This window comes from Pseudomonas sp. P1_F7 (assembly GCF_056405655.1).
The window spans coordinates 412,899-433,753 of sequence record NZ_JBFUBR010000005.1 but is presented as its reverse complement, the minus strand read 5'-3'; the positions used below and the strand labels follow the sequence as shown (position 1 = coordinate 433,753).

The 20,855-nt window shown below is 55.1% G+C and carries 19 protein-coding genes, 1 tRNA gene and 1 pseudogene; 5 read left to right on the top strand and 16 right to left on the bottom strand.

The annotated features are described in order from the left end of the window. The first annotated feature begins 180 nt into the window (after positions 1-180). The gene (gene fic / locus AC1D1M_RS10380) at positions 181-1,302 is read left to right on the top strand and encodes a protein adenylyltransferase Fic (protein WP_477775556.1); all 1,122 of its coding nucleotides are present in this window, start codon (positions 181-183) and stop codon (positions 1,300-1,302) included. A 78-nt stretch (positions 1,303-1,380) separates the two neighbouring features. On the opposite strand, the gene AC1D1M_RS10375 is transcribed toward fic, so the two are convergent. After that, complete coding sequence (locus AC1D1M_RS10375) at positions 1,381-1,662, bottom strand: DUF3077 domain-containing protein (protein WP_223443159.1); 282 nt, start codon at positions 1,660-1,662, stop codon at positions 1,381-1,383. A 541-nt stretch (positions 1,663-2,203) separates the two neighbouring features. On the opposite strand from AC1D1M_RS10375, the gene AC1D1M_RS10370 reads away from it, so the two are divergent. The 3 genes from AC1D1M_RS10370 to AC1D1M_RS10360 are packed head-to-tail and all read left to right on the top strand — an operon-like array spanning position 2,204 to position 3,833. Beyond that, positions 2,204-2,425 carry a tautomerase family protein gene (locus AC1D1M_RS10370; RefSeq protein WP_008046542.1) on the top strand — a complete coding sequence of 74 codons (222 nt, stop codon included), beginning with the start codon at positions 2,204-2,206 and terminating at the stop codon, positions 2,423-2,425. Beyond that, positions 2,422-3,078, top strand: a complete 657-nt coding sequence (locus tag AC1D1M_RS10365) for a DsbA family oxidoreductase (RefSeq protein WP_477775555.1) — start codon at positions 2,422-2,424, stop codon at positions 3,076-3,078. Before AC1D1M_RS10370 ends, AC1D1M_RS10365 begins: the two co-directional genes overlap by 4 nt. 44 nt (positions 3,079-3,122) lie before the next feature. Further along, on the top strand, positions 3,123-3,833 hold the full coding sequence (locus AC1D1M_RS10360) for an SDR family NAD(P)-dependent oxidoreductase (protein ID WP_150726491.1): 711 nt from the start codon (positions 3,123-3,125) through the stop codon (positions 3,831-3,833). 242 nt (positions 3,834-4,075) lie between these two features. On the opposite strand, the gene AC1D1M_RS10355 is transcribed toward AC1D1M_RS10360, so the two are convergent. The 12 genes and pseudogenes from AC1D1M_RS10355 to AC1D1M_RS10300 all read right to left on the bottom strand — a co-directional run bounded on the left by AC1D1M_RS10355 (position 4,076) and on the right by AC1D1M_RS10300 (position 16,900). Further along, positions 4,076-5,065, bottom strand: a complete 990-nt coding sequence (locus tag AC1D1M_RS10355) for an Abi family protein (protein WP_477775554.1) — start codon at positions 5,063-5,065, stop codon at positions 4,076-4,078. Positions 5,066-5,500: 435 nt separating this feature from the next. Next, complete coding sequence (gene herA, locus AC1D1M_RS10350) at positions 5,501-7,255, bottom strand: anti-phage-associated helicase HerA (RefSeq protein ID WP_477775553.1); 1,755 nt, start codon at positions 7,253-7,255, stop codon at positions 5,501-5,503. Next, positions 7,252-8,478, bottom strand: coding sequence for a DUF4297 family anti-phage-associated protein (locus AC1D1M_RS10345; RefSeq protein ID WP_477775552.1), 1,227 nt, complete (start codon positions 8,476-8,478; stop codon positions 7,252-7,254). The genes herA and AC1D1M_RS10345 overlap by 4 nt, the downstream gene beginning before the upstream one ends. 286 nt (positions 8,479-8,764) lie before the next feature. After that, positions 8,765-8,966, bottom strand: a pseudogene (locus AC1D1M_RS10340) (integrase domain-containing protein); the annotation flags it as partial. Between the two features lie 910 nt (positions 8,967-9,876). Then, positions 9,877-11,199, bottom strand: coding sequence for a tyrosine-type recombinase/integrase (locus AC1D1M_RS10335; RefSeq protein ID WP_477775551.1), 1,323 nt, complete (start codon positions 11,197-11,199; stop codon positions 9,877-9,879). A 172-nt stretch (positions 11,200-11,371) separates the two neighbouring features. After that, positions 11,372-11,447: transfer RNA gene (locus tag AC1D1M_RS10330), tRNA-Thr, on the bottom strand. Positions 11,448-11,525: 78 nt separating this feature from the next. Beyond that, positions 11,526-12,350, bottom strand: coding sequence for an FkbM family methyltransferase (locus AC1D1M_RS10325; protein WP_477775550.1), 825 nt, complete (start codon positions 12,348-12,350; stop codon positions 11,526-11,528). A gap of 343 nt (positions 12,351-12,693) precedes the next feature. Continuing rightward, positions 12,694-13,923 carry a methyltransferase gene (locus AC1D1M_RS10320; protein ID WP_477775549.1) on the bottom strand — a complete coding sequence of 410 codons (1,230 nt, stop codon included), beginning with the start codon at positions 13,921-13,923 and terminating at the stop codon, positions 12,694-12,696. Next, positions 13,904-14,593, bottom strand: coding sequence for an ABC transporter permease (locus AC1D1M_RS10315; RefSeq protein WP_477775548.1), 690 nt, complete (start codon positions 14,591-14,593; stop codon positions 13,904-13,906). The genes AC1D1M_RS10320 and AC1D1M_RS10315 overlap by 20 nt, the downstream gene beginning before the upstream one ends. Next, positions 14,590-15,285, bottom strand: coding sequence for an ABC transporter permease (locus tag AC1D1M_RS10310; protein WP_477775547.1), 696 nt, complete (start codon positions 15,283-15,285; stop codon positions 14,590-14,592). The genes AC1D1M_RS10315 and AC1D1M_RS10310 overlap by 4 nt, the downstream gene beginning before the upstream one ends. A 78-nt stretch (positions 15,286-15,363) precedes the next feature. After that, complete coding sequence (locus AC1D1M_RS10305; RefSeq protein WP_477775546.1) at positions 15,364-16,113, bottom strand: ABC transporter substrate-binding protein; 750 nt, start codon at positions 16,111-16,113, stop codon at positions 15,364-15,366. A gap of 13 nt (positions 16,114-16,126) precedes the next feature. Beyond that, complete coding sequence (locus tag AC1D1M_RS10300; RefSeq protein WP_007972784.1) at positions 16,127-16,900, bottom strand: ABC transporter ATP-binding protein; 774 nt, start codon at positions 16,898-16,900, stop codon at positions 16,127-16,129. A gap of 564 nt (positions 16,901-17,464) precedes the next feature. Between AC1D1M_RS10300 and gabP the strand changes: the two genes are divergently transcribed. Further along, positions 17,465-18,856: a GABA permease gene (gene gabP, locus AC1D1M_RS10295; RefSeq protein ID WP_477775545.1), complete on the top strand. Its 1,392-nt coding sequence runs from the start codon at positions 17,465-17,467 to the stop codon at positions 18,854-18,856. A 71-nt stretch (positions 18,857-18,927) separates the two neighbouring features. On the opposite strand, the gene AC1D1M_RS10290 is transcribed toward gabP, so the two are convergent. The 3 genes from AC1D1M_RS10290 to AC1D1M_RS10280 are packed head-to-tail and all read right to left on the bottom strand — an operon-like array spanning position 18,928 to position 20,814. Then, positions 18,928-19,380 carry a hypothetical protein gene (locus AC1D1M_RS10290; protein ID WP_477775544.1) on the bottom strand — a complete coding sequence of 151 codons (453 nt, stop codon included), beginning with the start codon at positions 19,378-19,380 and terminating at the stop codon, positions 18,928-18,930. Between the two features lie 6 nt (positions 19,381-19,386). After that, positions 19,387-19,803 (bottom strand): hypothetical protein, encoded by a 417-nt coding sequence (locus AC1D1M_RS10285; protein ID WP_008018998.1) that lies wholly within the window; start codon positions 19,801-19,803, stop codon positions 19,387-19,389. Positions 19,804-19,839: 36 nt separating this feature from the next. Continuing rightward, complete coding sequence (locus AC1D1M_RS10280) at positions 19,840-20,814, bottom strand: alpha/beta hydrolase family protein (RefSeq protein WP_477775543.1); 975 nt, start codon at positions 20,812-20,814, stop codon at positions 19,840-19,842. Between the last annotated feature and the right edge of the window lie 41 nt (positions 20,815-20,855).

Below are 20,855 nucleotides of genomic sequence, written 5' to 3'. Positions count from 1 at the left end.
GTCGCCGAAACTCGATTTCGGTAACACGTCTTTCGAACGTGTCGTCCGCGGCGACATGTTCGGAAGACGTGTCGCAAAAAGTGAAAAATTGCGACACGTTAAGGCCTCATGTCTACACTGGCGACATGAGAGAAGCCTTCTTCTGCTCAAAAAACATACAAAATGATCAGGGTCGCATCCATGAATGAACCGCTGCCATGGCAGGCTGACAGGCCATATAACCAACTTCCGCTGCTACCACCAGGAACTGAGCTGGAAACACGTGCAGTCCTCAAAAAATGTATTGAGGCACGCACCGCATTGGCCGAGTTGAAACAGGCAGCAGAGTTGATTCCGAACCAGACGGTCTTGATCAATACAATTCCCCTGCTGGAAGCCAAAGACAGCTCGGAAATAGAAAGTATCGTTACCACCACGGATTTGCTGTTCCAGCATGCCCAAGACACGGAAAACCATGCCGACCCTGCGACCAAGGAAGCGTTGCGCTATCGAACAGCGCTCAATCAAGGCTTCCGGTCTCTAACGGAAAGACCGCTATCGACCAACACCGCTGTAGAGATCTGCCGCACGCTGAAGGGCGCACAACTGGATATCCGCCGTACGCCGGGAACACAGCTTGCGAATGACCGAACGGGTGAAGTTATCTACACCCCGCCAGAAGGGGAGGAGCACCTGCGCAATCTCCTCGCCAACTGGGAGCGTTTTCTGCACAACGAAACTGATCTCGACCCCCTCGTTCGTATGGCAGTCGGGCACTACCAATTTGAAGCCATTCATCCTTTTGTTGACGGCAACGGCCGGACGGGGCGCGTCCTCAATACGTTGTTCTTGATCCAGGAAGGTCTGCTGAACCTGCCGATCCTCTACCTTAGTCGCTACATCATTGCCCAACGTGCCGATTACTACCGGCTCCTGCTGGAGGTGACGACCAAACAGGCGTGGGAGCCATGGTTGCTGTTTATGTTGAGTGCAGTAGAAGAAACTGCTCGGTGGACCACAGCCAAGATTGCCGCTATCCGCGCATTGTCCGAACACACCACTCAGTTCGTACGTGATCAGCTACCCAAAACCTATTCGCGTGAGTTGGTTGATGTCATCTTCGAGCAGCCCTACTGCCGCATCAGTAACGTGGTCGACAAGAAAGTTGCACAACGGCAGGCTGCATCACGTCACCTCAAAGAACTGGTCGCCATTGGAGTTCTGGAAGAGATTCAGGTGGGCAAGGAGAAACTTTTCATTCATCCGAAGCTGATGCAGTTACTCATTCGCGACAATAATGAATTCAAGCACTACGTCGGCTAAAGCACGTGAGCCGAAACGAGAAAGCCCCGAACGATTCGGGGCTTTTTCTTTTTCACACACCGGGTCTGCGTGACGACGTTACTGACAGCGATTGTTCATCGGCGCATCCAACACCTTCACCACATCATCGATGATCGCCTTACTCATATCCTGCAAAAAATGCGACGCCCAGGCATAGCGGTCGGTATCGCGAACCATGGCCGCGTCTGATGCGAGCAGCTTGGCGATGTGGAGTAGATCGGAAGCGTGGTAGAGAGCCTGGATAACCGGGACGCCAGTGTTGACGCGAAACAGCGGTTCGTTGGCGTGGAAGGAGAAGTGGGTGAGGCCGATGGTTTTCAGATCTTGGGGATTGGTCATTGGGCACCTCCGCTGGTTGGGAGGAATCGAGTATTTGCATGCCTTCGAAGAAAGGCCGGTGTGGATACAAAGAACGTGAAAACACAGATTTTGGACGAATCAATTTTATACATGGTCTAGCTCCTATCGTTGAGGAACTGCCACGAACCGTCGCCAAACGATTATGGGTGGCAGCTGTGCGCAGGTTGGCGAACCGGGACAATAGGAACCCGGCAGACCCAAAGGTCTCCCGCGCACAGCTACCATAACGGGAAAATACGAGCGAAAAAAAACGCCAGCAATCGTTATGGTGGCGCCTGTGCGCCTATTGTTTGGGTCGGGTCGCCAAACCCGGTCGCTGATTTTGCAGCGATGTGGGCAGCCTAGCGTGGGGCAGGGCGATTCGCAACCTACGATCTTGGCCAACAGGGCTTATTCATTCATTACGCCACGTAACGAATGAAGTTCCCGCCCCCACCTTTATCCCCTCCCGCCAACCCCATACATTCATCTCCAACGCCTCTCCCATCATCCCGACGGGAAGGTCACTGGAGTTTCCCTCATGCCTTTCGTAACCGTACGCATCACCCGCGATGGTGTTACCACTGAGCAGAAAGCTCAGGTGATTGCCGAGATCACTGAAACACTGGAGCGCGTCCTCAATAAACGCCCTGACCTGACCCACATCGTGATCGAGGAAGTCGACACCGATAACTGGGGTTACGCCGGCATCACCACCACCCAGTACCGCAAGCAGCTGGCCGAGGCGGAGGGGCAGTCATGACGTCCTCCGTCACCATCGATTTCATCTCCGATGTGGTGTGCCCCTGGTGCGCACTGGGGGCGACGGCGCTGGAGCAGGCGATCGAGAACGTGGCCGGGGAAGTCTCGGTTGAGCTGACCTACAAGCCGTTCGAGTTGAACCCGAACATGCCGGCCGAAGGTGAGCAAGCGGTCGAGCACTTGATGCGCAAGTACGGGAGAACAGCCGACGACGTCGCCGCCGGCAAGGCCATGCAAATCGCTCGCGGCGAGGCCATCGGCTTCAAGTTCGATCTGGAAAAGCGCACGCACTTCTACAACACCTTCGATGCACACCGGTTGTTGCTGTGGGCGTTGCAGGAAGGCCGGCAAGTCGAGCTGAAGAAGGTGCTGCTACAGGCCTACTTCAGCGAAGGCCAGAACCCGAGTGATCAGTCGACGCTGGTGCGTCTGGCGACTGAAGCGGGGCTGGATGGGGCAAGTGCACAAGAGGTGCTGGCGTCCGGTGCGTTCGCCGATGAGGTGCGAGAGCTTGAAGCGTACTACCAGCAGCGCGGCATCAATTCGGTCCCGGCCATGGTGCTGAACGGTCATCACCTGGTGTCCGGTTCGCAATCGGTCGAGTACTACGAACAGATGTTGAGACAAATGGCCAAGGCACCGGCCGAAGCCTGATTACAGATTTTCTACCCCACTTTTTATTGTCAGAGGTCTTCATCATGAGTATTTCGAAAAAAGTCATCGTTATCACCGGCGCATCCCAAGGTCTCGGCGACGGTATGGTCAAAGCCTTTCGTGAACTCGGTTACCGGATCGTCGCCACTTCGCGTTCGATCAAGCCGTCCACCGATCCGGACATTCTCACCGTGGCCGGTGACATCGGCGAGCCGGAAACCGCCCAGCGCGTCATCCGTGAAGCGATGTCTCGCTTCGGTCGCATCGACACCCTGGTCAACAACGCCGGGATCTTCATCGCCAAGCCGTTCACCGCGTACACCGCAGAAGACTACGCCAATGTGTTGTCGGTGAACGTCAACGGCTTCTTCTACATCACCCAACTCGCCATCGCCGAGATGGAAAAACAGGGCAGCGGCCACGTCGTCAACATCACCACCAGCCTGGTGGACCACGCCATCGACGGCGTGCCATCGGTATTGGCTTCGCTAACCAAAGGCGGCCTCAACGCGGCAACCAAATCCCTGGCCATCGAATACGCCAAGCGCGGGATCCGGGTGAACGCCGTCAGCCCGGGCATCATCAAGACCCCGATGCACGGCGAAGAAACCCACGCCGCACTGGGCAATCTGCACCCGGTCGGGCACATGGGCGAGATCGATGATATTGCGCAAGCGGTCGTGTATCTGGACGGCGCCAAGTTCGTTACCGGCGAAATCCTGCACGTGGACGGTGGTCAGAGCGCGGGACACTAAAAGCGCTTTTCCAAACCCCGGAAACATCAAAGCCCTCGTGTTGCTATGAGGGCTTCGTTTTGTGTGGTGCCCGCCAGACGAACGGTATGTTTCGGGAAGATTAGGTTTCCTCAGGGCCTCACACGTGAGGACGATTATCGCAGTCGATTCGACTATCAAGACCTCTGGAGGAGCCACACGATAAGCTCAATCAGGACGAGGTCTGTGCTTCTTCGGGGTACAAACCACGATTTCTGGCTTCCTTACTCCAAACACCATTGCTGCTGACGTTTCCAATCATTTGGAAATCCCATGAGTCTCAAATAGCCCGGTTCCTGCTGATCCATGATTTCGGCCAGGCGAAGCTTCCATTGGCTGTCTGGACTGATCAGGTCGGTTAGATAGGCCAGCATCGTCAATACGATGTACAGACGCTGCTTAGGCTGAGGCCAGTCGCCAGGTGCATTCGGAATGACCCATTCTTTTGGTAAGGATGGTCGAATTGAGAGCTCTCGGTTCCATAACCGTGAGTGGTGGGCGCAGCAGTTTCGGATGAAGGTCAGGGTGTGGAGCCAGGAAGCCAATACTTCGAAGGGCAGGTTGAATCTGCCAGCAATCGATTTCTTGTCGGCACTTTTGCCTATGGCGTTGAAGAGGGTGGATACCGTTCCAAGGCTGAGTTCTTCCAGAACAGCCCAGGCGGGCGGCAACTCAGGGTGGGCATAAGTCGACCCGTAGAATCGGAAATAGTTATCGCGCATGCGATTTTCAATCCGTTGTTGCTGGACTCCATCACCCTGACTGCTTTTTTTGATGCGATCAATCTCACGTCCAAGCTTATTCCGTTCCTTGTTCAGTTGATCTCGCAGAGGGCGCAGTAGATTGTCATGCGGGTATGACGAGGAGAAGAGTGATGCGTCAGCTATCCAGTCAGGTCCATATTTGGGGCACATGTGATTGCTAATTGTCGCTCGCATGGCGACTTCGACACGTTCGATGGCATCCATGGTTATGCGTCGCAACGAACCATCGAAGCGGTAGATGTCTACGACGGCCTTCAGTGTACTACCGGGCTTGAAGGTATGCTCCGGCCCTTGCTCCTGGAAGGGGCGCATGTAGGGGCTCAGGCGAAACAGCGTGACCACTTCGAGGAAACGCATGGCTCGGTCGTCATTGGCGATTCGCAGGCCTCGTTGCTTTAGCAGTTCCAATTGCTGTTCTACGCTGAGGGCCGGTTTGTCGAAGGGCCTCATGTAGCTTTCTCCAGGCAAAAAAAACCCGCACGATTTGAGCTTGTTGACTGGGTCAACCTAGGCTTGGCGGGTGTGTTGGGGTGCATTATAGGTAGGAGCAAGAGCCCGTCAACGTCGCGCTGACGTGAATTTGTAACGGGTAGGTGCGCGAGCAATGTTTAGTCTGTCGATGAAGATAGGCTTATCGCAGCAATGTGGCAGCTTCCAGCGAGTTTCCAAACCATAGAAGCAACAAAGCCCTCGTATTTCTACGAGGGCTTTGTTTTGTATGGTGCGGCACCAGGAGTCGAAGCGAAACTAACTTGTTGATGTGATTGGCGCTTTTTATGATATGACAAATTTCTATCCCTTTGTATACCTCACTAACATGCAGATATAGTTGAGGGCGTCGGCAACCTCCCCAGCTGCATCAGACGGGGGAGGTTCAGATACGGACTACCTCCAATTTTTTGAAAAGGCCGTAAAGTCAAATTGCTCCCATTCCTTAGCCCATATATCCAAATATGGAATATCTTTCGATGACGGAGGCCTCTCTGTCTGATCGATCTTAACAAGGGAAGGTAGTACTGAAGCATCACCCATTAAGAGTGCCTCACCCGTTTGAAGAGATGAAAGGTTGGATGTCAAGCTCCCAAAAGTATCGGGTAGAATTTTTCTAACGTAGTTTTGATCGTCGGGATTGGTTAACCTCATCGCTACAAAATTACTACATTGAGAAAAAATTGTTTCTGAAATTTCCGATGGTCTCTGACTGGCTAGAAGCAAGGTCACACCATACTTGCGTCCTTCCTTTGCAATTCTTTCAATCGAATTTCGAGACGCTCTGAATCTGGCAAGATCACTTTTTGGTACATACTTATGCGCCTCTTCGAAAACCAAAAGTATGGGTATTTTATGGTCTGACCCAAGGGGAGCTTGACGCTTATAGTTGTAGCCGAAGTCAAACAGTAGCCGAGAGATCAAAGATACTGTGATGCTCAATACTTCAAATGGGACACCGCTAAGGTCGATAATTGTTACGTTGGATTCAAGCCCTTCTTTATAACCTAAAAACTGCCTCAGCGTTTGCTCGAAGGTTATTTCCTTTGCTTTAGAGCCAAAAATGAAATTCAGCCGGTCTTGTCTGTATTTAGTCGTGAAACGGGATATAAACTTGTCTAGAGTGCCGTCGGCGTAGTCACCTTTAGAGATGTTGGAGTTCTTCTGTGCTCTAAATGTGTGAACCTTCTCAAAGTATTTATTGAAACGTTCATGCTCATCTAAAAATACACCCATTTCAGCGGTGGTGCTCCCATCATCTTTACATCCGTCTTCACCGACGATCATGTAACGATTGGGTGCTTTGTAATTCTCGGTTTCGTTTTTTAGATTTATGAGGCAGTTAAGTACTTCGTCGATGTCGAATTTCAATGGGCTATCATAAAATACTTTAGCTACATCTTTGTTATGTTTCTTTTTATTCTGGGTGATGACTGCTCGAAGGATTGAAGATTGGTTGTAGTTGTTGTTGTCGCCAGCATCTAGAAAGAGTTCTTCTAGCTCTTCGCTATTCAAAAGCCAATAGGGAATAATCATGCTTTCTGAGTCTAACTGGTTGGCGGCGTCAAAGGCAGTTCCGTACTCGGCGTGAATATCGAAAATAATAATGTGCGAGTTGTTTAGGCCATTGTACTCGCCTGCTTTGGAAGATATCGCTTTCTGCAATATCGTCGCCACAGTATTTGACTTTCCAGAACCGGTCGATCCTACTACGCCTATGTGTTTGTTGAAAAATTTATCTCCGTCTACTGGCACCCTTATACTCTCTGCGCGCGCAAGTCTCGAAAATTCGAATTTTTTATTATCCTTTAGCCCTTGGTGGTATATGGCATCAATATCTTCTCGTGGCGCCGGTGAGACTGACTTGGGAGGAATTGCGATTGAGTCTCCACCTCGAGTAAATTCACCTTTTGATACAACACCGAGTGGGTTCGCGTCAATTACATAGTTTTTGTCTCCGTTTTCTCTTACCTCAATAGAGAAACTGCAAATAACTGCAATTAGTGCTACATCATTATTGTCGGAAACTCGTAAATAAGAGCCGACCCTTAGGTGATCATCGGCTAACCGAAAGGACTCAAGGTCCGTTACGGCCACCCGGATTTTATCTGGGCTGACGGAAACAACTTCAGCGTTTATCTCTTTAGTCATTTTAAGATTCCGTTCATGTAGTCAAATTGCTCAATTTTTATGTGGGTGATTTTTACTTTGTGATTTATATCGAGAGGTTTGTCAATGTAGAATTCGTAAATTTCCACTACTGTTGTGGAGCTTTGTACTAGCTCCTCTAAGTCATCTATTGAATTGACAAGACGAAGCTGGATTTTATTGATTTTCGTTCGTGGGGTATAAAAACTTTCAGAATTAAGCACAGAGTCTTTGAATGGATGGCCATCTACAAACTTGTAATTATTTTTATAGAGGTTATGCTTGAGGCTTACATAGGTTTCTTTAGTTAGTCCGCGGAAGTGCAATGCAGGGCAATATGATAGACTCTCAGCTCGGGCCCACAATTTCCCCCAGCTCTTTGCAAGCGCGCGCGCTACCTCGGAAAGTTCGTCAATTTTATCGATTCCAGTTGCATCGATAATAAAAAATCTGTCGTATGGGTCGGTATTCAAATCTCTTGCAAGCTTTTCAGATCGAATTAGCTTGATGTACTGATCGCGCCCTTTGCGCTTAATAAACCAAGCGTCAAACAATTCCGCTTTGGGTTTTATCCCGGCTATGAAATCTTTTTTAGTGATTGAGCGATCTTCCAATAACTCCTTGGTTGCGAGGTCTCTGACTATTTTTAAGGCAGCACTATAATGATATAACTCTGCTTCAGCATGGCCTATTTTTAGCGTTTTGATCAAGCAGCCTATTATATTGTCATATTGTTCGCTAAATGAGGGGGCATAAATATTAATTTTTAGTAGGTGGATAAAGGATTCAAGTTCGGCGTCTGTGGCCTGGAGGTCCTCATGCACCTTTTCGATGTAAGATTCTTTCTTGTTGTTCTCAACGGTTCTTGTTTTTTTGGTGGTAAGGAAGCTTTCTTTGAGTAGCTCTATTGTAACTTCGTTTAATTTATGTTGTCCTGATTTATAGTGGCCGTACAGTAAGTAGTTCATTGGTTTGCAATTGTTTGATTTGAAGTGCTTGAGCATCCAAATTATTGCAGGTTTTATTATGGAGTGATTGTATTCTGTACCAGCATAATACTTACATTGAATTGTCGTTGATTCGAGGTGCGAGGTAATATCAATATCCTCAATCCCTTCGACCCAAATTATATCGTCATCTTTTGTTGATTGAAGGATTTCTAGGATTGTTTTGTCGAACTGGTAGAAATACCCGGTGATAGCTTCGGTAGCTTCTCTTGAAGTCATTTTTTTTACCGAGCTGATTGGTAATTAGTATAGAGAACAAGGCTGCCCAGCGGCCGCATTCTGTAATGAGCTAAGCCAAAGCATAAAAGCCAATTGTCAAGAGGACTGATGATCGGAAGAGATGAAGCATGGTTTGCATGTGCTGCCACTTGCATTTTCGATTCCTTCGTATGCCAAGGTTGACTTGCCTGATGGCAGAATGCCTTTTCCAAAAATAGTCCTCCATGCTAGCCCCGTAAAGCGCTTTGGAGCTTTACGATGTCCACGGATAGTCCACCAACGTTTACCGATCAATCAGCCGAGCATCGTTTTACCCCCGGCCCGTCCTCCGACCGGCACCATTTCACAAACGCATGCCACCGATCATTATGGGCTTTGACCGTACCGTAGTGCCCGCCGCCGAACAGATCACGTAATGCTTGCGGGCCGGCATAGCTAAGTTGCCAACCCCATCCGAAATTGCGTCCGTCTCGCCTGCCTACTAATGCCGATCAAACACGTCGCGAAGCCAAATCTTCAAAACCTTCCCCACGTCATCCCGCCAAGAATGTTGAGTGTTATCAGGGATCAAGGCCCCTGCGACCTGTGAGGGTTGTCCACTAACGCGGGACTGGCGGCTCTTTACGACCGGGAGCTTGGGTATCTCATGATCTGGCCTCCTGAACACTTCCGAGGAAGTGGGCGGGTGGGGGCCGCATCGGCTGACGAGACCAGCGCCGCGAGATCCTGAGTCGGGTGAAGGCAGTGATGTGATGACCGGGGCATGCCTGACTGTCAGTCAGGTGCAGTCCATTCCTTAGGCTGCGGCACCATCATCTGCATCGCTGTTGCTGGTGATTTCGGTGTTTGTCACGCCGATTGTCACGAGGGGGAATGCCGCAAACCCTTGTACGAGTTGGGCTGCAGCAGTGGTAGGAGCGCCCGTCTCTTTCCGGGAGAAAGAGACGGGCGCAGGTTGGCGCAATGAAATGGCCAAGCGGATAGGTTGCTGCAGGGCAGCTATGAAAGGGGATGAGTTGCCGCACTGGGCACACTGATAAAAGTAGGCATCCATCACATCGCTGTGACCGTGCGAGCTGCCGGACGCTAATCGCACTTTGGGAGAACCACCACGGTGTGGCGTAGCCTTAAAGGTTCTGGCTACCTGGGTTGCTGTCAACGACAGCGCTTTGCCCGATCTTTTCTACGCCTGTGGATAATTCGGGTCAAGGCTCGAGTTTCGGCGAGTTCTGCGGCTGTGGATGAAATTATCCACGGTGGAAATCAGTGGTTTTCCACAGACAGTTACTTGGGCTTTCGATTTTTTAAGTGAGGTCCATCCAAGCAGGGCGGCTTTGCAGCCCTGCTTGGATGGACCCGCGTGGAAAAGCGGATCACTGAGATATGAAGACCGAGCGCTTACTCGGTTGCGCCACGTTTTGCTTTTAGGCGAGTGACGTTCGCTCCGGTCTGGTTCGCGAATTCGTGTGGAGTGACATGCTCCTGCCGGTTGGTCTCCAGGTACCGGCTCCACCAGTTCATGATCAGCCTGCGCTCCTCGATGAACTCGGCCTTGTGGATGTAAGCGGCACGGACGTTGTTGCGCTCCTTGTGGCTCATCTGCCGTTCAATGGCCGTCTCCGACCACAATCCTGATTCGATCAGTGCGCTGCAGGCCATCGAACGAAATCCATGCCCGCAGATATCGGTTTTGGTGTCGTATCCCATCGTCCGAAGCGCGTTGTTCACGGTATTTTCGGACATGGGCTTCCAAGGTTTGGCATCCCCCGCGAAGACCAATGCGAATTTGCCTGTGAGTGCATGGATTTTTTCGAGTAGCGCCACTGCTTGCGGCGATAAGGGTACTAAATGGATATCCCCTGCCATCTTCGTACCCCTTGTGGAAAAGGGTACTCCCTCCAACGCGGGTCGAGTGTCCGGTATCTCCCAGGTGCCGCGCTTGAGGTCGAACTCGCTCCAGCGTGCGAAACGCAGCTCGCTGGATCGTACAAACACATGCAGCGACAGCATCACCGTCAGACGGGTAAGTGCCCGGCCTTTATAGGTGTCGATCCGCTCTTGCAGTTCCGGCAGTCGCGATAAGGGTAGAGCGGGGCGATGTACCACCCGCGGGGCTTTGATCGAGCCTTCGAGATCGTAAGCAGGGTTTATGGTGATAAGCCGGAGGCGCTTTGCCTCGCGCATGATGCTCTGCAGGTAGTTTTGTACCCTTAAAGCAACGTCGATCGTTCCGCGCTTCTTGATCGCTTCCAAGGGCTGCATAAGGTCATGGGTGTCGAGATCAACAATGGCGCGTGCGCCGATCAGCGGGAATACGTGGGTTTTGAGGCGGCTCATCACTGTCTTGGAATGGCCTGGTGCCCACTTGGCCGACATTTCCGTATGCCAGTCGAGCGCAACGCTTTCAAAGGTTCTGCCTTTGATTACGGCTTCCGCCTTAGCTTGGTGCTTGGTCTCTATAGGATCAACGCCATCCGCCAGCATTCGCTTGACTTCCAAGCGCTTGCGGCGCGCATCGGCGAGGCCAATGACGGGGTAGTTGCCGAACGAGGTCAGTCCTTCCCGTCCGTCAGGTTTGACGTAACGGAGCCGCCAGCCTTTGCGGCCATTGGGTTGGACTAGGAGATAGAGGCCATCGCCGTCGAAAAGCTTGTAGGCGCGGTCTGTAGATTTTGCCAAGCGGCAAGCTGCGTCGGAAAGCGGAGCTGTGGTGCGCGACATAAGGGTACTCCCTTTTATCGAAGTGACCTGTATCCCAAACTCTACCCTTAAAACGGTTGGAATCCACCAGTTTCTGACGGAAACCGATGGAATGCCAAAACGAAAAAACCCGCCAGAAGGCGGGTTTTTCGGGGGTTCCAGAGATTTTGAAAGCCTTCTTTGGAACCTTGTATGGTGCCGGCACCAGGAATCGAACCCGGGACCTACTGATTACAAGTCAGTTGCTCTACCATCTGAGCTATACCGGCGTGTCAGGGCGACGATTATAGCGATTGGATGGGTTCTGTAAACCCCTGAATTCTGACTATTTTTGCGCGAGCTTCAGGTCAGGCGCGCAGCAGGGTTTTCTTGAGTTTCTGAATGGCTTGCCAGGTTCTACTGTTTTGCATCGCGCGCAGCTGTGCTTCGGCCTGTTCGGCGCGTTGCAGGGCGGCGGCGAGTTGGTGCTCAACGTCGCTGACGGGGTGGCTGAAGTTGTGGCCTTTGCAGAACTGGAACTCGTCCAGGTTGCACGGCGGGATGTCGAAGGCGGGTTTGAGATTCAGGTGTTCTTCGGCGAGGTAGTAGGTGTTGATGCCGTCGAACAGGATGGATTGGTAGCCGGCGTCGGTGACGAGGCTTTCCCAGGTCTGGTCGCGCTCCCACGGGGTTTCGATGAGGATTACCCACGGCCGCCACTGGGTGAAGTCCATGCCGCGCAGCACGGTCTCTTCGTGGCCTTCGACGTCGATCTTCAGGAAGTGAATGGCGCGGCCCTGGGCGTGTTCTTCGCAGATGGAGGTCAGGGTGCGGGATTGGACGGTTTGGCTGCGCACGTCCATGCCGGCGTCTTTGTGCAGTTTGGCCATGGCCGGGTCGACGGTCGAGAGGCCGGTGCCGGCGATGCCGTAGAAGGTCAGGCTGTCAGCGCTTTCGCCGGCCACGCATTGCAGGTTGGTGTCTTTGGGGCGTTGCTGGCACAAGGCTTCGTAGTAGTTGGGCATCGGTTCGACGTTGATGCCGGTCCAGCCGTGGTCATAGAACGCCTTGGTGACCGAGTCATGGGTCGGGTGGTTGGCGCCGACGTCGATGTAGAAGCCCTTCTCGACGGTTTTGAGGGCGCGCCACAGGCGTATGTCTTCGAAATTCTGTGCGTAAGAAATGAACGTCACTGGCGCATCCTGTCGGAAGAATGTTCTTGTTCGTGGCCGCGCTGCTGGCGCCCTGGCGTTTGTGTATATCAAGAGAAGTGCAGCGGTGCAATTTCCCCTGTCTGCGGTCCGGGATTAGGCATTTATGTCGTTTTCATTAAATGCTTATGCACAATGCCATTGGCAGCGCACTGGGTTTAGGTCGAATTTGTGGATCCGTTCTCATTTGTCCGCAAATACCTGTTTTTTCGATTTTTTATCCGAGTGTACAAAAAATGAACAGTATGGTTTTAGCCCTGAAACAGGCGTGGATATTGGATCCACGATAATTTCATCAACAGAGTTATCCACAGGTCGTATGTGTTTAAGCGTGTTCGGCCAGGAGCAGGAAATTACGCGGCGTGAGCGGAGCTTCACAAAAGGTGCCGACGCGGACGCTGTAGCTCTGCTCGGCGAGGAAAAGTGCCCGGTCAAGGACCAGCCAAAGCTCCAGCGGGCGTCGGAAAAGTCCGCGTAGTAGTTCAAGGTTGCGCACTTCGGCCAGTCGCTGCCAACCGGCGGCTTCTAGGGCTGGCCAATCTTGCGGGCCGATTGTGGATAACTCTTTAAGTGCGGCCAGGTGATGGCAGTAATCGGCGAAGGGTTTGTCCAGCCAGGCGCTGGGTAGGGAAGGGGTTGGCAGGTACTCGTCCATGCCCCGCAGTTGCCGTTGCAGCAAGTCGAAGCCCAGACGCCGGGCCATGGAGGTGTCGCGTTGACGTCGCACGCGGGCACCGGCGGTAACGGTTTCACTCATGGGCAACGCGAGGTCGTCGAGGGAAAGCTGTAAACCAGAACCTTGGGCGGCCGAGGAAATCGGCGAGTATTCGGCAAGACTGATCCGGTTGTAGCAGCACGGCGCAATGGCGAGTTGTTTGCAGCCTGTCGCGCTGGCGAGTTGAATCAGCCGCACATGCAAATCACCGCAGGCGTGAAGCGCGACGGGCGTGTGATACGCACTCAGTAAAGTAGCTGCGTCTGCCGCGAGCACATCCTGTTCAATATGCAGCGCGTGCAGGTGATGACGTTGGCTGAGTGCCTGGCCGCTGGTGACCAGTGCCGGGTCGTACTCCAGGCATGTCAGTTGTTGCCCCGGTTGCAGCAGGCGGCGCCCCAGATGTCCCTTGCCCGAGCACCAGTCCAGCCAATGCCGCGGTGCCTCGGAAAACTGCAATCGACTGGCGAAGGCTTCGATCTGTTGCCATTTGCGCCCCGGCACATCGACGTTCAACCGATGGCCAGCCGCTTCGAGTGTGCGCGCAGGCAATTCATCCACCGCACTCAAGGTAATGGACATCATTGCCAAGGAAGCAAAGGGCTCCGGTGCATTCAGGAGGGCGGGTTGGTTGTGAGCGTTTTCCGCGTCTTCCAGCGTTCGCTCACGTAGCCATGCGGCTAAATCCGGGTAGGACCCTTCCCAGGGTAGCTGTAGATGAGTGAACGGCCGAGGTTTCCACAGTGCCTGATGCTCTGTCAGAAAAGCATCCAGCGCGGTGAAACGGGCGAGCAGGGCCTCGCCCGTCAACACGCAATCCTCAACGCCCTTGGCAGGCATCGACGCGCAACCAGCGCTCCAGCAGCTTGAAGCCACGCACCAGTACATAGGCCATTACCAGGTAGAACATGCCCGCGGCGAAGAAGATCTCCACCGGCAGGTAGGTCCGGGCAATGATGGTGCGGGCCATGCCGGTCAGTTCCAGCAACGTTACGGTACTGGCCAGGGCGCTGGCCTTGAGCATCAGGATCACTTCGTTGCTGTAGGCCGGCAGGCCGATGCGCGCGGCGCGCGGCAGGATGATGTAGAACAGCGCTTTGGGTCTGGACATGCCCAGCGCCCGTGCCGCCTCGATCTCGCCCGGTGGAATCGCCTGGATGGCGCCGCGCAGGATTTCCGCAATGTAGGCCGCAGTGTGCAGGGTCATGGTCGCCGTGGCGCACCAGAATGGATCGCGCAGATAGGGCCACATCGAGCTGTTACGGATCACATCGAACTGCGCCAGGCCGTAGTAGACCAGGAACAGCTGCACCAGCAACGGCGTACCACGGAAAAAGAAGATGTAGCCGTAGGGAAATGCCCGTACCCACCACAGGCGCGACGAGCGAGCGATGCCCAGTGGAATCGCCAGCAGCAAACCGGCGATCACGGCAATGGCCACCAGTTCCAGGGTCAAGGTTGCACCCTGGGCCAGTTTCGGCAGCCACTTGATGATGACTTCCCAGTTCATTGGGTGCTCCTCGCGAAGCCGCGGGCGGCGCGTTTTTCCAGGAAGTGCATGCCAGTCATCGCCAGCACCGTCAGGCCCAGGTACATGAACGCGGCCACCATATAGAAGGTGAACGGCTGTTTGGAGACGGTCACGCCGATTTGCGAGTGACGCATGATTTCTTCCAGGCCGATCACCGACACCAGCGCGGTGTCTTTCATCAGGATCATGAACAGGTTGCCCAGGCCGGGCAGGGCGATGCGCCACATTTGCGGCATGATCAACCTGGTGAAGATCCGCCATTTCGACAGGCCCAGGGCCACGCCGGCTTCACGATGGCCTTTGGGGATGGCGAGGATCGCGCCGCGAAACACTTCCGTGGCGTAGGCACCGAAGCACAGGCCCAGCGCAATCACGCCAGCGGCGAAGGCGTTGAGTTCAAGGTCGGGGTTGCCGAAGAACTCGCCCAGGGCACGCATCAGGTTGACCGTGCCGAAGTAGATCAACAGCACCCAGAGCAATTCCGGGATGCCGCGAACCAGGGTCGAGTAAGTGCCGCCAAGCCATTGCAGCGGCTTGTACGGGGAGGTCTTGGCCAAGGCGCCGAGCAGACCGAGCACCAGCCCCAGGCACAGGGCCGAGAGTGCCAGTTTCACAGTCATCAGCGCGCCAGCGGCGAGCGCCGGGCCGAATCCGTAGAGGTCGATAATCATGGATTTCTTTTCAAATCGCGGCAGGCAAGGCCGAGAACCGGCGCCGTCAGAGGGCGGCACCGGTCAGGCAGGTCAGAATCAATAGATGCTGAACGGGAAGTACTTGTCGTTGATTTTCTTGTAGGTGCCGTCAGCGACGATTTCTTTCAGCGCGGTGTTCAGCTTCTCGCGGATCGGGTCCTTTTTACGGACAGCTATGCCGATCTTGTCGCTTTCTTCCACTGGGTCGCCCTTGAACTCGTAGCTACGGCCAGCGTCGCTTTTCAACCATTCGTAGTTGACGTACTTGTCGGCCAGGATGCCGTCCAGGCGGCCGGAAGTCAGGTCGAGGTAGGCGTTTTCCTGGGTGTCGTAGAGCTTGATGGTGATGTCGTCACCATAGTGGTCTTCCAGGAAGGTGCCGGCCAGGGTCGCGCGCTGGGCGCCGATAATCTTGCCTTTGAGCGCCGACTTGTCGGTTTTGAAGTCGACGTCTTTCTTGGCGATGAACTGCAGCTTGTTGGAGTAGTACGGGTCAGTGAAGTCCACCGCTTGCTTGCGCTCGTCGGTGATCGACATCGAGGAGATCAGGAAGTCGAACTTCTTGGCGTTCAGGGCCGGGATGATGCCGTCCCAGTCGGAGGTCACAACGGTGCACTCGACTTTCATCTTGGCGCACAGGGCGTCGCCGATCTCTTTGTCGAAGCCGACGACATTGCCACTGGCATCTTTATTGTTGAACGGCGGGTAAGCCGCTTCGATGCCCATCTTCAGGGTTTCGGCCATGGCACCGGCGCTGAACGCCAGGGTGACGGCGGCAGCCAGGAAGACCTTTTTGTAGTTCTGCATGTGGGTAGCTCCGTTAGCGGTTGCTGGACATGAATTGTTTGCAGCGCGCCGAAAGCGGGTTTTCAAACACCTGCTGTGGCGATCCTTGCTCTTCTACCAGGCCCTGGTGGAGGAACACCACTTCGCTGGAGACCTGACGGGCGAAGCCCATTTCGTGGGTCACGAGCAGCATGGTGCGGCCTTCTTCGGCCAGCGCGCGGATGACATTAAGTACTTCCTGGACCATTTCCGGGTCAAGCGCCGAGGTGGGCTCGTCGAACAGGATGACCTTGGGCTGCATGGCCAGGGTGCGGGCGATGGCTGCCCGTTGTTGCTGGCCACCGGACAGTTGCGCCGGGTAGGCATGGCGCTTGTCGGCGATACCAACCTTGGCCAGCAGGGCTTCGGCGACTTCGATGGCTTCGGCCTTGCTCTGGCCGAGCACGCGGCGCGGGGCTTCGATGATGTTGTCGAGCACACTCATGTGCGGCCACAGATTAAAGTTTTGAAACACAAAACCGATTTCGCTGCGCAGGCGATTGATCTGCTTGCCGTCGGCGGCAACCAGTTCGCCGTTCTTCGCGGCCTTGAGCTTGAGTTCTTCGCCGGCCACCAGGATCTGGCCCTGGTGCGGGTTTTCCAGCAGGTTGATGCAACGCAGGAACGTGGACTTGCCGGAGCCGGAGGAACCCAGGATCGAGATCACATCGCCGTCGCGGGCGGTCAGCGAGATACCTTTGAGCACCTCCAGCGAACCGTAGCGTTTGTGCAAGTTGCGGATTTCAAGCGCGGGCGTGGCCTCAGCCATGTGCGTTCCTCATATATGTTGCGCTCCTGCTGTTGGYGGCCTTCCTGGCGAGGCGGCCAACCTAGCATAGCGTTTCAATGGCAGCCAACAGCGCTACGGACGGTAAACGGCTGGCGTGTGGCAGGTTGTCGCATCGGCGCAGCAGACTGTCGCCCCATCAACAACCGAACAGCCGTTTGAACCTTGCCTGTCGATAAAAAGCGCGGTGGCTGCCGCAAAAAAAGGCGCGATGTTGCCAGCTTTGACAGGGTGTTGGAAGCGCTATCCGGCCAAATGCACTGCTTGCGCACTTTTAATGTGCATAGAGCCATTTTCGTGTGTGTTTCCGGTGCGCTGATTCGCCCCGCAAAGTGGGTCGCAGGGTAACGTTCTGGCGAAGTGCTATTAAATTCAATGGGTTGCGATGACCGTCCGGTCAAGACGAGATCGCCGGGCTAGAGGGTTTTGAAATGTTTTGGCGCAATTATTGCGTGCAGAATCCAGAACGCCCCGTTGGCTTCTTTTTACGAGAAGGATCGCTGAACGGGATGCACGCATTCGCTTTTCCTTACAAAGGTAGTTTCAATGAGCAGTACCCAAAGCTCTAACGGCCTCGAACAGGGGCTCAAACCGCGTCATGTGACCATGCTGTCGATTGCCGGGGTTATCGGTGCCGGCTTGTTCGTCGGCTCGGGTCACGCCATCGCCGCTGCAGGTCCGGCTGTTCTGTTGGCTTACGCCGCCGCCGGCATGTTGGTGGTGTTGGTGATGCGCATGCTCGGCGAAATGGCCGTTGCCGCGCCGGACACCGGTTCGTTTTCGACTTACGCCGACCGCGCGATCGGTCACTGGGCCGGCTTCACCATCGGCTGGTTGTACTGGTGGTTCTGGGTTCTGGTGATCCCGTTGGAGGCCAACGCTGCCGCGACCATCCTGCATGCCTGGTTCCCTGGCGTGGACATCTGGGCCTTCGCCCTGGTCATCACGATGCTGCTGACCGTGACCAACCTGTTCAGCGTGAAGAACTACGGTGAATTCGAGTTCTGGTTTGCCCTGATCAAAGTGTTGGCCATCATCGGTTTCATTGTTCTGGGCCTGATGGCGATCTTCGGCTTCCTGCCGGGCAGCCAGGTCAGCGGCGTTTCCCATCTGTTCGACACCCAGGGCTTCCTGCCAAACGGCATGGGCGCGGTGTTGGGTGCCATCCTGACCACCATGTTCTCCTTCATGGGTACCGAGATCGTGACCATCGCGGCCGCGGAATCGAAGAACCCTGGCAAGCAAATCTCCAAGGCCACCAACTCGGTCATCTGGCGGATCGGCTTGTTCTACCTCGTATCGATCTTTATCGTCGTGGCTCTGGTGCCTTGGAACGACCCGGTACTGGCAAGCCTGGGTTCCTACCAGACTGTGCTTGAACGCATGGGCATCCCGAATGCCAAGATAATCGTCGACATCGTGGTGTTGGTCGCCGTGACCAGCTGCCTGAACTCGGCGCTCTACACTTCGTCGCGGATGTTGTTCTCCCTGGGCAAGCGCGGCGATGCGCCGGCCTTGTCCACCCGCACCAACAAAAGTGGTACGCCTTACTGGGCTGTGATGCTGTCCACTGGTGCCGCGTTCCTGGCAACTTTCGCCAACTACGTGGCCCCGGCGGCGGTGTTCGAGTTCCTGCTGGCCAGCTCCGGCGCTATTGCTCTGCTGGTGTATCTGGTGATTGCGATCTCGCAACTGCGCATGCGCAAACAGCGTATGGCTCGCGGTGAGAAAATCGTCTTCAGCATGTGGCTGTTCCCGGGCCTGACCTACGCGGTGATCGTGTTCATCGTCGCGGCCCTGACCATCATGCTGTTCCAGGAAGCCCATCGCGTGGAAATCCTCGCGACCGGCTTGCTCAGTGCTCTGGTGGTAGCGGCCGGCTTGCTGGTGGCTCGCCGTCGCAAGCTGGAAAAACGTGGCGCGGTGGTGCTGAACTGATCCATACCGCGTAACGCAAAACGGCCGCTGTCAGTGATGACAAGCGGCCGTTTTTGTTTGAGCCGTAACCCTTACTCGGCTTTTTCTTCCGGTACTTCCAGCGACTCGCGGTAGACATCGAGTGCAGCGCCGAAGTCAGCAATGAACTGTGGCTCGCTCAGCCATGCCTGGGCGGCGTCGCGGTCCATGCCGTCGGCCCACATGCGGTAGTCGATCAGCATGTCGGCGGCCAGATGGGTGGCAGCCATGCCTTCGTCGTCGGCGTTTTCCATGTCCAGCAGTTCTGGATGGTCGATGATGATAAAGGCCAGGTTCGTCAGCAGCACCGAGAGCATTTCGCTGCGGCCGACGGCTTCCGCATCGCGCATTTTGCTGAACATCGTCAGGGTGTATTCCGGGATCGGCTCGTCGAGGTGGCCAAGGTCATCGTCCAGCGCGACGGGTTTGCGGCCGTGGATATTGATCTGCTTGGCTTTGGCTTTTGCGCGTTTGGCGCGTTTCTGTTGCTTGTTCAGGGAGGCCATGGGAGCTCAGTTCGGTTTCTGTTGGGTTTGCGCGGCAATGGCGTCGGACGCCGCCACGTAGTCAGCCTGGAAGGCCGGTGATTCGATCCACGCCAGGGCGCCGGCCTCGTCGGTTTCAGTGGACCATTGGCGATACTCGATCAGCGCGGCAAGGATGAAGTCCATCGCGCCTTCTTCGCCTTCCTGCTCGTACACCAGTTCCAGCAACGGGTCTTCCAGGAAGGCCGTACACATGGCTTGCTGGCTGATCTTCTCGGCGTCGATCATTTTCTTGAACAGTTCAGTCAGGTCCACTGATTCGAAGTCGATGCGATCGTCGTTCGGGTCCAGCTCCACCGGCGCGGCAGCCCGCTGGGTGCGGTTCTGCTTGGCCTTGGCCTTGGCGCGGGAGGCGCGTTTGTGCTGCTTGTTGGCGGAGGCCATGGGCGTCGTTCCGTATTCGTTGAAAGGGCAAAAGGCCTAACTGCGTGGCACTCGCCGCCCGGGGGTATCGGGGGCCAGTTCGCCGTTTTGCAGCCAGGCCAATGCAATGGGCCATAGTGTGGCTTGGTATGCGCTGCGAAAAAAGGCGAAATGTCCGACTTCTTCTTCGCCGATGTCTTCGGGATGGATGCGCAGGTGAGAGTTTGTGCTGCCGGTGAAGTAGCTGAGCAGGCGCTCGATGGCCGGGACCGTGCCGTAGGGATCGTCGCTAATGCTGATGGCCAGGGTTTGCGCGGTGACGCCGGCAAAGGGCAGCTGTCCGGCGGTTTTGTTGATTGTGCGGCCGCTGGCGCGTTTCTCGTAGCGGGCAGTGGAGAGGCTCCAGTCACGGACTACGCCGGCGGGTGTGTCTTCCAGCCAGCCAAGGCGTTTGCCCGGAAAGTAGCCGTAGATCATCGTCACCAGCGGCATCAGCACATGCCACTTGCCGAACATGCGCCAGCGATGGGCCGGGGCATAGTCGCGCCAGTAGGCGAATTGCGCACCGACCGTCACCAGGCGCCGGATCAGGTGCCCGGACGCCCCCAGGCCCGCTGCACAGCCGCCAAAGCTGTGGCCGACCACATCGACAGGCTGCCCGGGGAACTCACGCTGTGCGCGCTTGAGCATCGCCTCGAAATCCAGCGCTCCCCAATCGGTCCACGAGGCTTGAAGCCCCTTGATCGATGCCGGCCGCGACTCGCCGATGCCGCGGTAGTCATAGGTGATGACATCGAAGCCGTGGGCGAACAGGTAGTCGGCAAAGCGCGAGTAATGGCGACAACGAACGGAGGTGGCGGCGTTGATGATGACGACCGGACGAGTGGTGTCCCGGGTAGCGTGGCGCCAGGTGAAGCCGCCGAGGACAAAGCCATCTGCGGCGATTTCGCTGAACGGTTCGCCAGACGCGATGCATTGCAATGGCAACTCGATTTGAGTTGGGACGAGTGAAGGTGTTTCCTGCAAATTCATCGGCGTCGGACCTTTGCGGGTAGCTGCCAACGATAGTCTTG

Excerpts from the sequence above, each read along its gene's own strand:
- fic (WP_477775556.1), top strand. The coding sequence starts at position 181 with ATGAATGAACCGCTGCCATGGCAGGCTGACAGGCCATATAACCAACTT.
- AC1D1M_RS10375 (WP_223443159.1), bottom strand. The coding sequence starts at position 1,662 with ATGACCAATCCCCAAGATCTGAAAACCATCGGCCTCACCCACTTCTCC.
- AC1D1M_RS10370 (WP_008046542.1), top strand. The coding sequence starts at position 2,204 with ATGCCTTTCGTAACCGTACGCATCACCCGCGATGGTGTTACCACTGAG.
- AC1D1M_RS10365 (WP_477775555.1), top strand. The coding sequence starts at position 2,422 with ATGACGTCCTCCGTCACCATCGATTTCATCTCCGATGTGGTGTGCCCC.
- AC1D1M_RS10360 (WP_150726491.1), top strand. The coding sequence starts at position 3,123 with ATGAGTATTTCGAAAAAAGTCATCGTTATCACCGGCGCATCCCAAGGT.
- AC1D1M_RS10355 (WP_477775554.1), bottom strand. The coding sequence starts at position 5,065 with ATGAGGCCCTTCGACAAACCGGCCCTCAGCGTAGAACAGCAATTGGAA.
- herA (WP_477775553.1), bottom strand. The coding sequence starts at position 7,255 with ATGACTAAAGAGATAAACGCTGAAGTTGTTTCCGTCAGCCCAGATAAA.
- AC1D1M_RS10345 (WP_477775552.1), bottom strand. The coding sequence starts at position 8,478 with ATGACTTCAAGAGAAGCTACCGAAGCTATCACCGGGTATTTCTACCAG.
- AC1D1M_RS10335 (WP_477775551.1), bottom strand. The coding sequence starts at position 11,199 with ATGTCGCGCACCACAGCTCCGCTTTCCGACGCAGCTTGCCGCTTGGCA.
- AC1D1M_RS10320 (WP_477775549.1), bottom strand. The coding sequence starts at position 13,923 with ATGCCTGCCAAGGGCGTTGAGGATTGCGTGTTGACGGGCGAGGCCCTG.
- AC1D1M_RS10315 (WP_477775548.1), bottom strand. The coding sequence starts at position 14,593 with ATGAACTGGGAAGTCATCATCAAGTGGCTGCCGAAACTGGCCCAGGGT.
- AC1D1M_RS10310 (WP_477775547.1), bottom strand. The coding sequence starts at position 15,285 with ATGATTATCGACCTCTACGGATTCGGCCCGGCGCTCGCCGCTGGCGCG.
- AC1D1M_RS10305 (WP_477775546.1), bottom strand. The coding sequence starts at position 16,113 with ATGCAGAACTACAAAAAGGTCTTCCTGGCTGCCGCCGTCACCCTGGCG.
- AC1D1M_RS10300 (WP_007972784.1), bottom strand. The coding sequence starts at position 16,900 with ATGGCTGAGGCCACGCCCGCGCTTGAAATCCGCAACTTGCACAAACGC.
- gabP (WP_477775545.1), top strand. The coding sequence starts at position 17,465 with ATGAGCAGTACCCAAAGCTCTAACGGCCTCGAACAGGGGCTCAAACCG.
- AC1D1M_RS10290 (WP_477775544.1), bottom strand. The coding sequence starts at position 19,380 with ATGGCCTCCCTGAACAAGCAACAGAAACGCGCCAAACGCGCAAAAGCC.
- AC1D1M_RS10285 (WP_008018998.1), bottom strand. The coding sequence starts at position 19,803 with ATGGCCTCCGCCAACAAGCAGCACAAACGCGCCTCCCGCGCCAAGGCC.
- AC1D1M_RS10280 (WP_477775543.1), bottom strand. The coding sequence starts at position 20,814 with ATGAATTTGCAGGAAACACCTTCACTCGTCCCAACTCAAATCGAGTTG.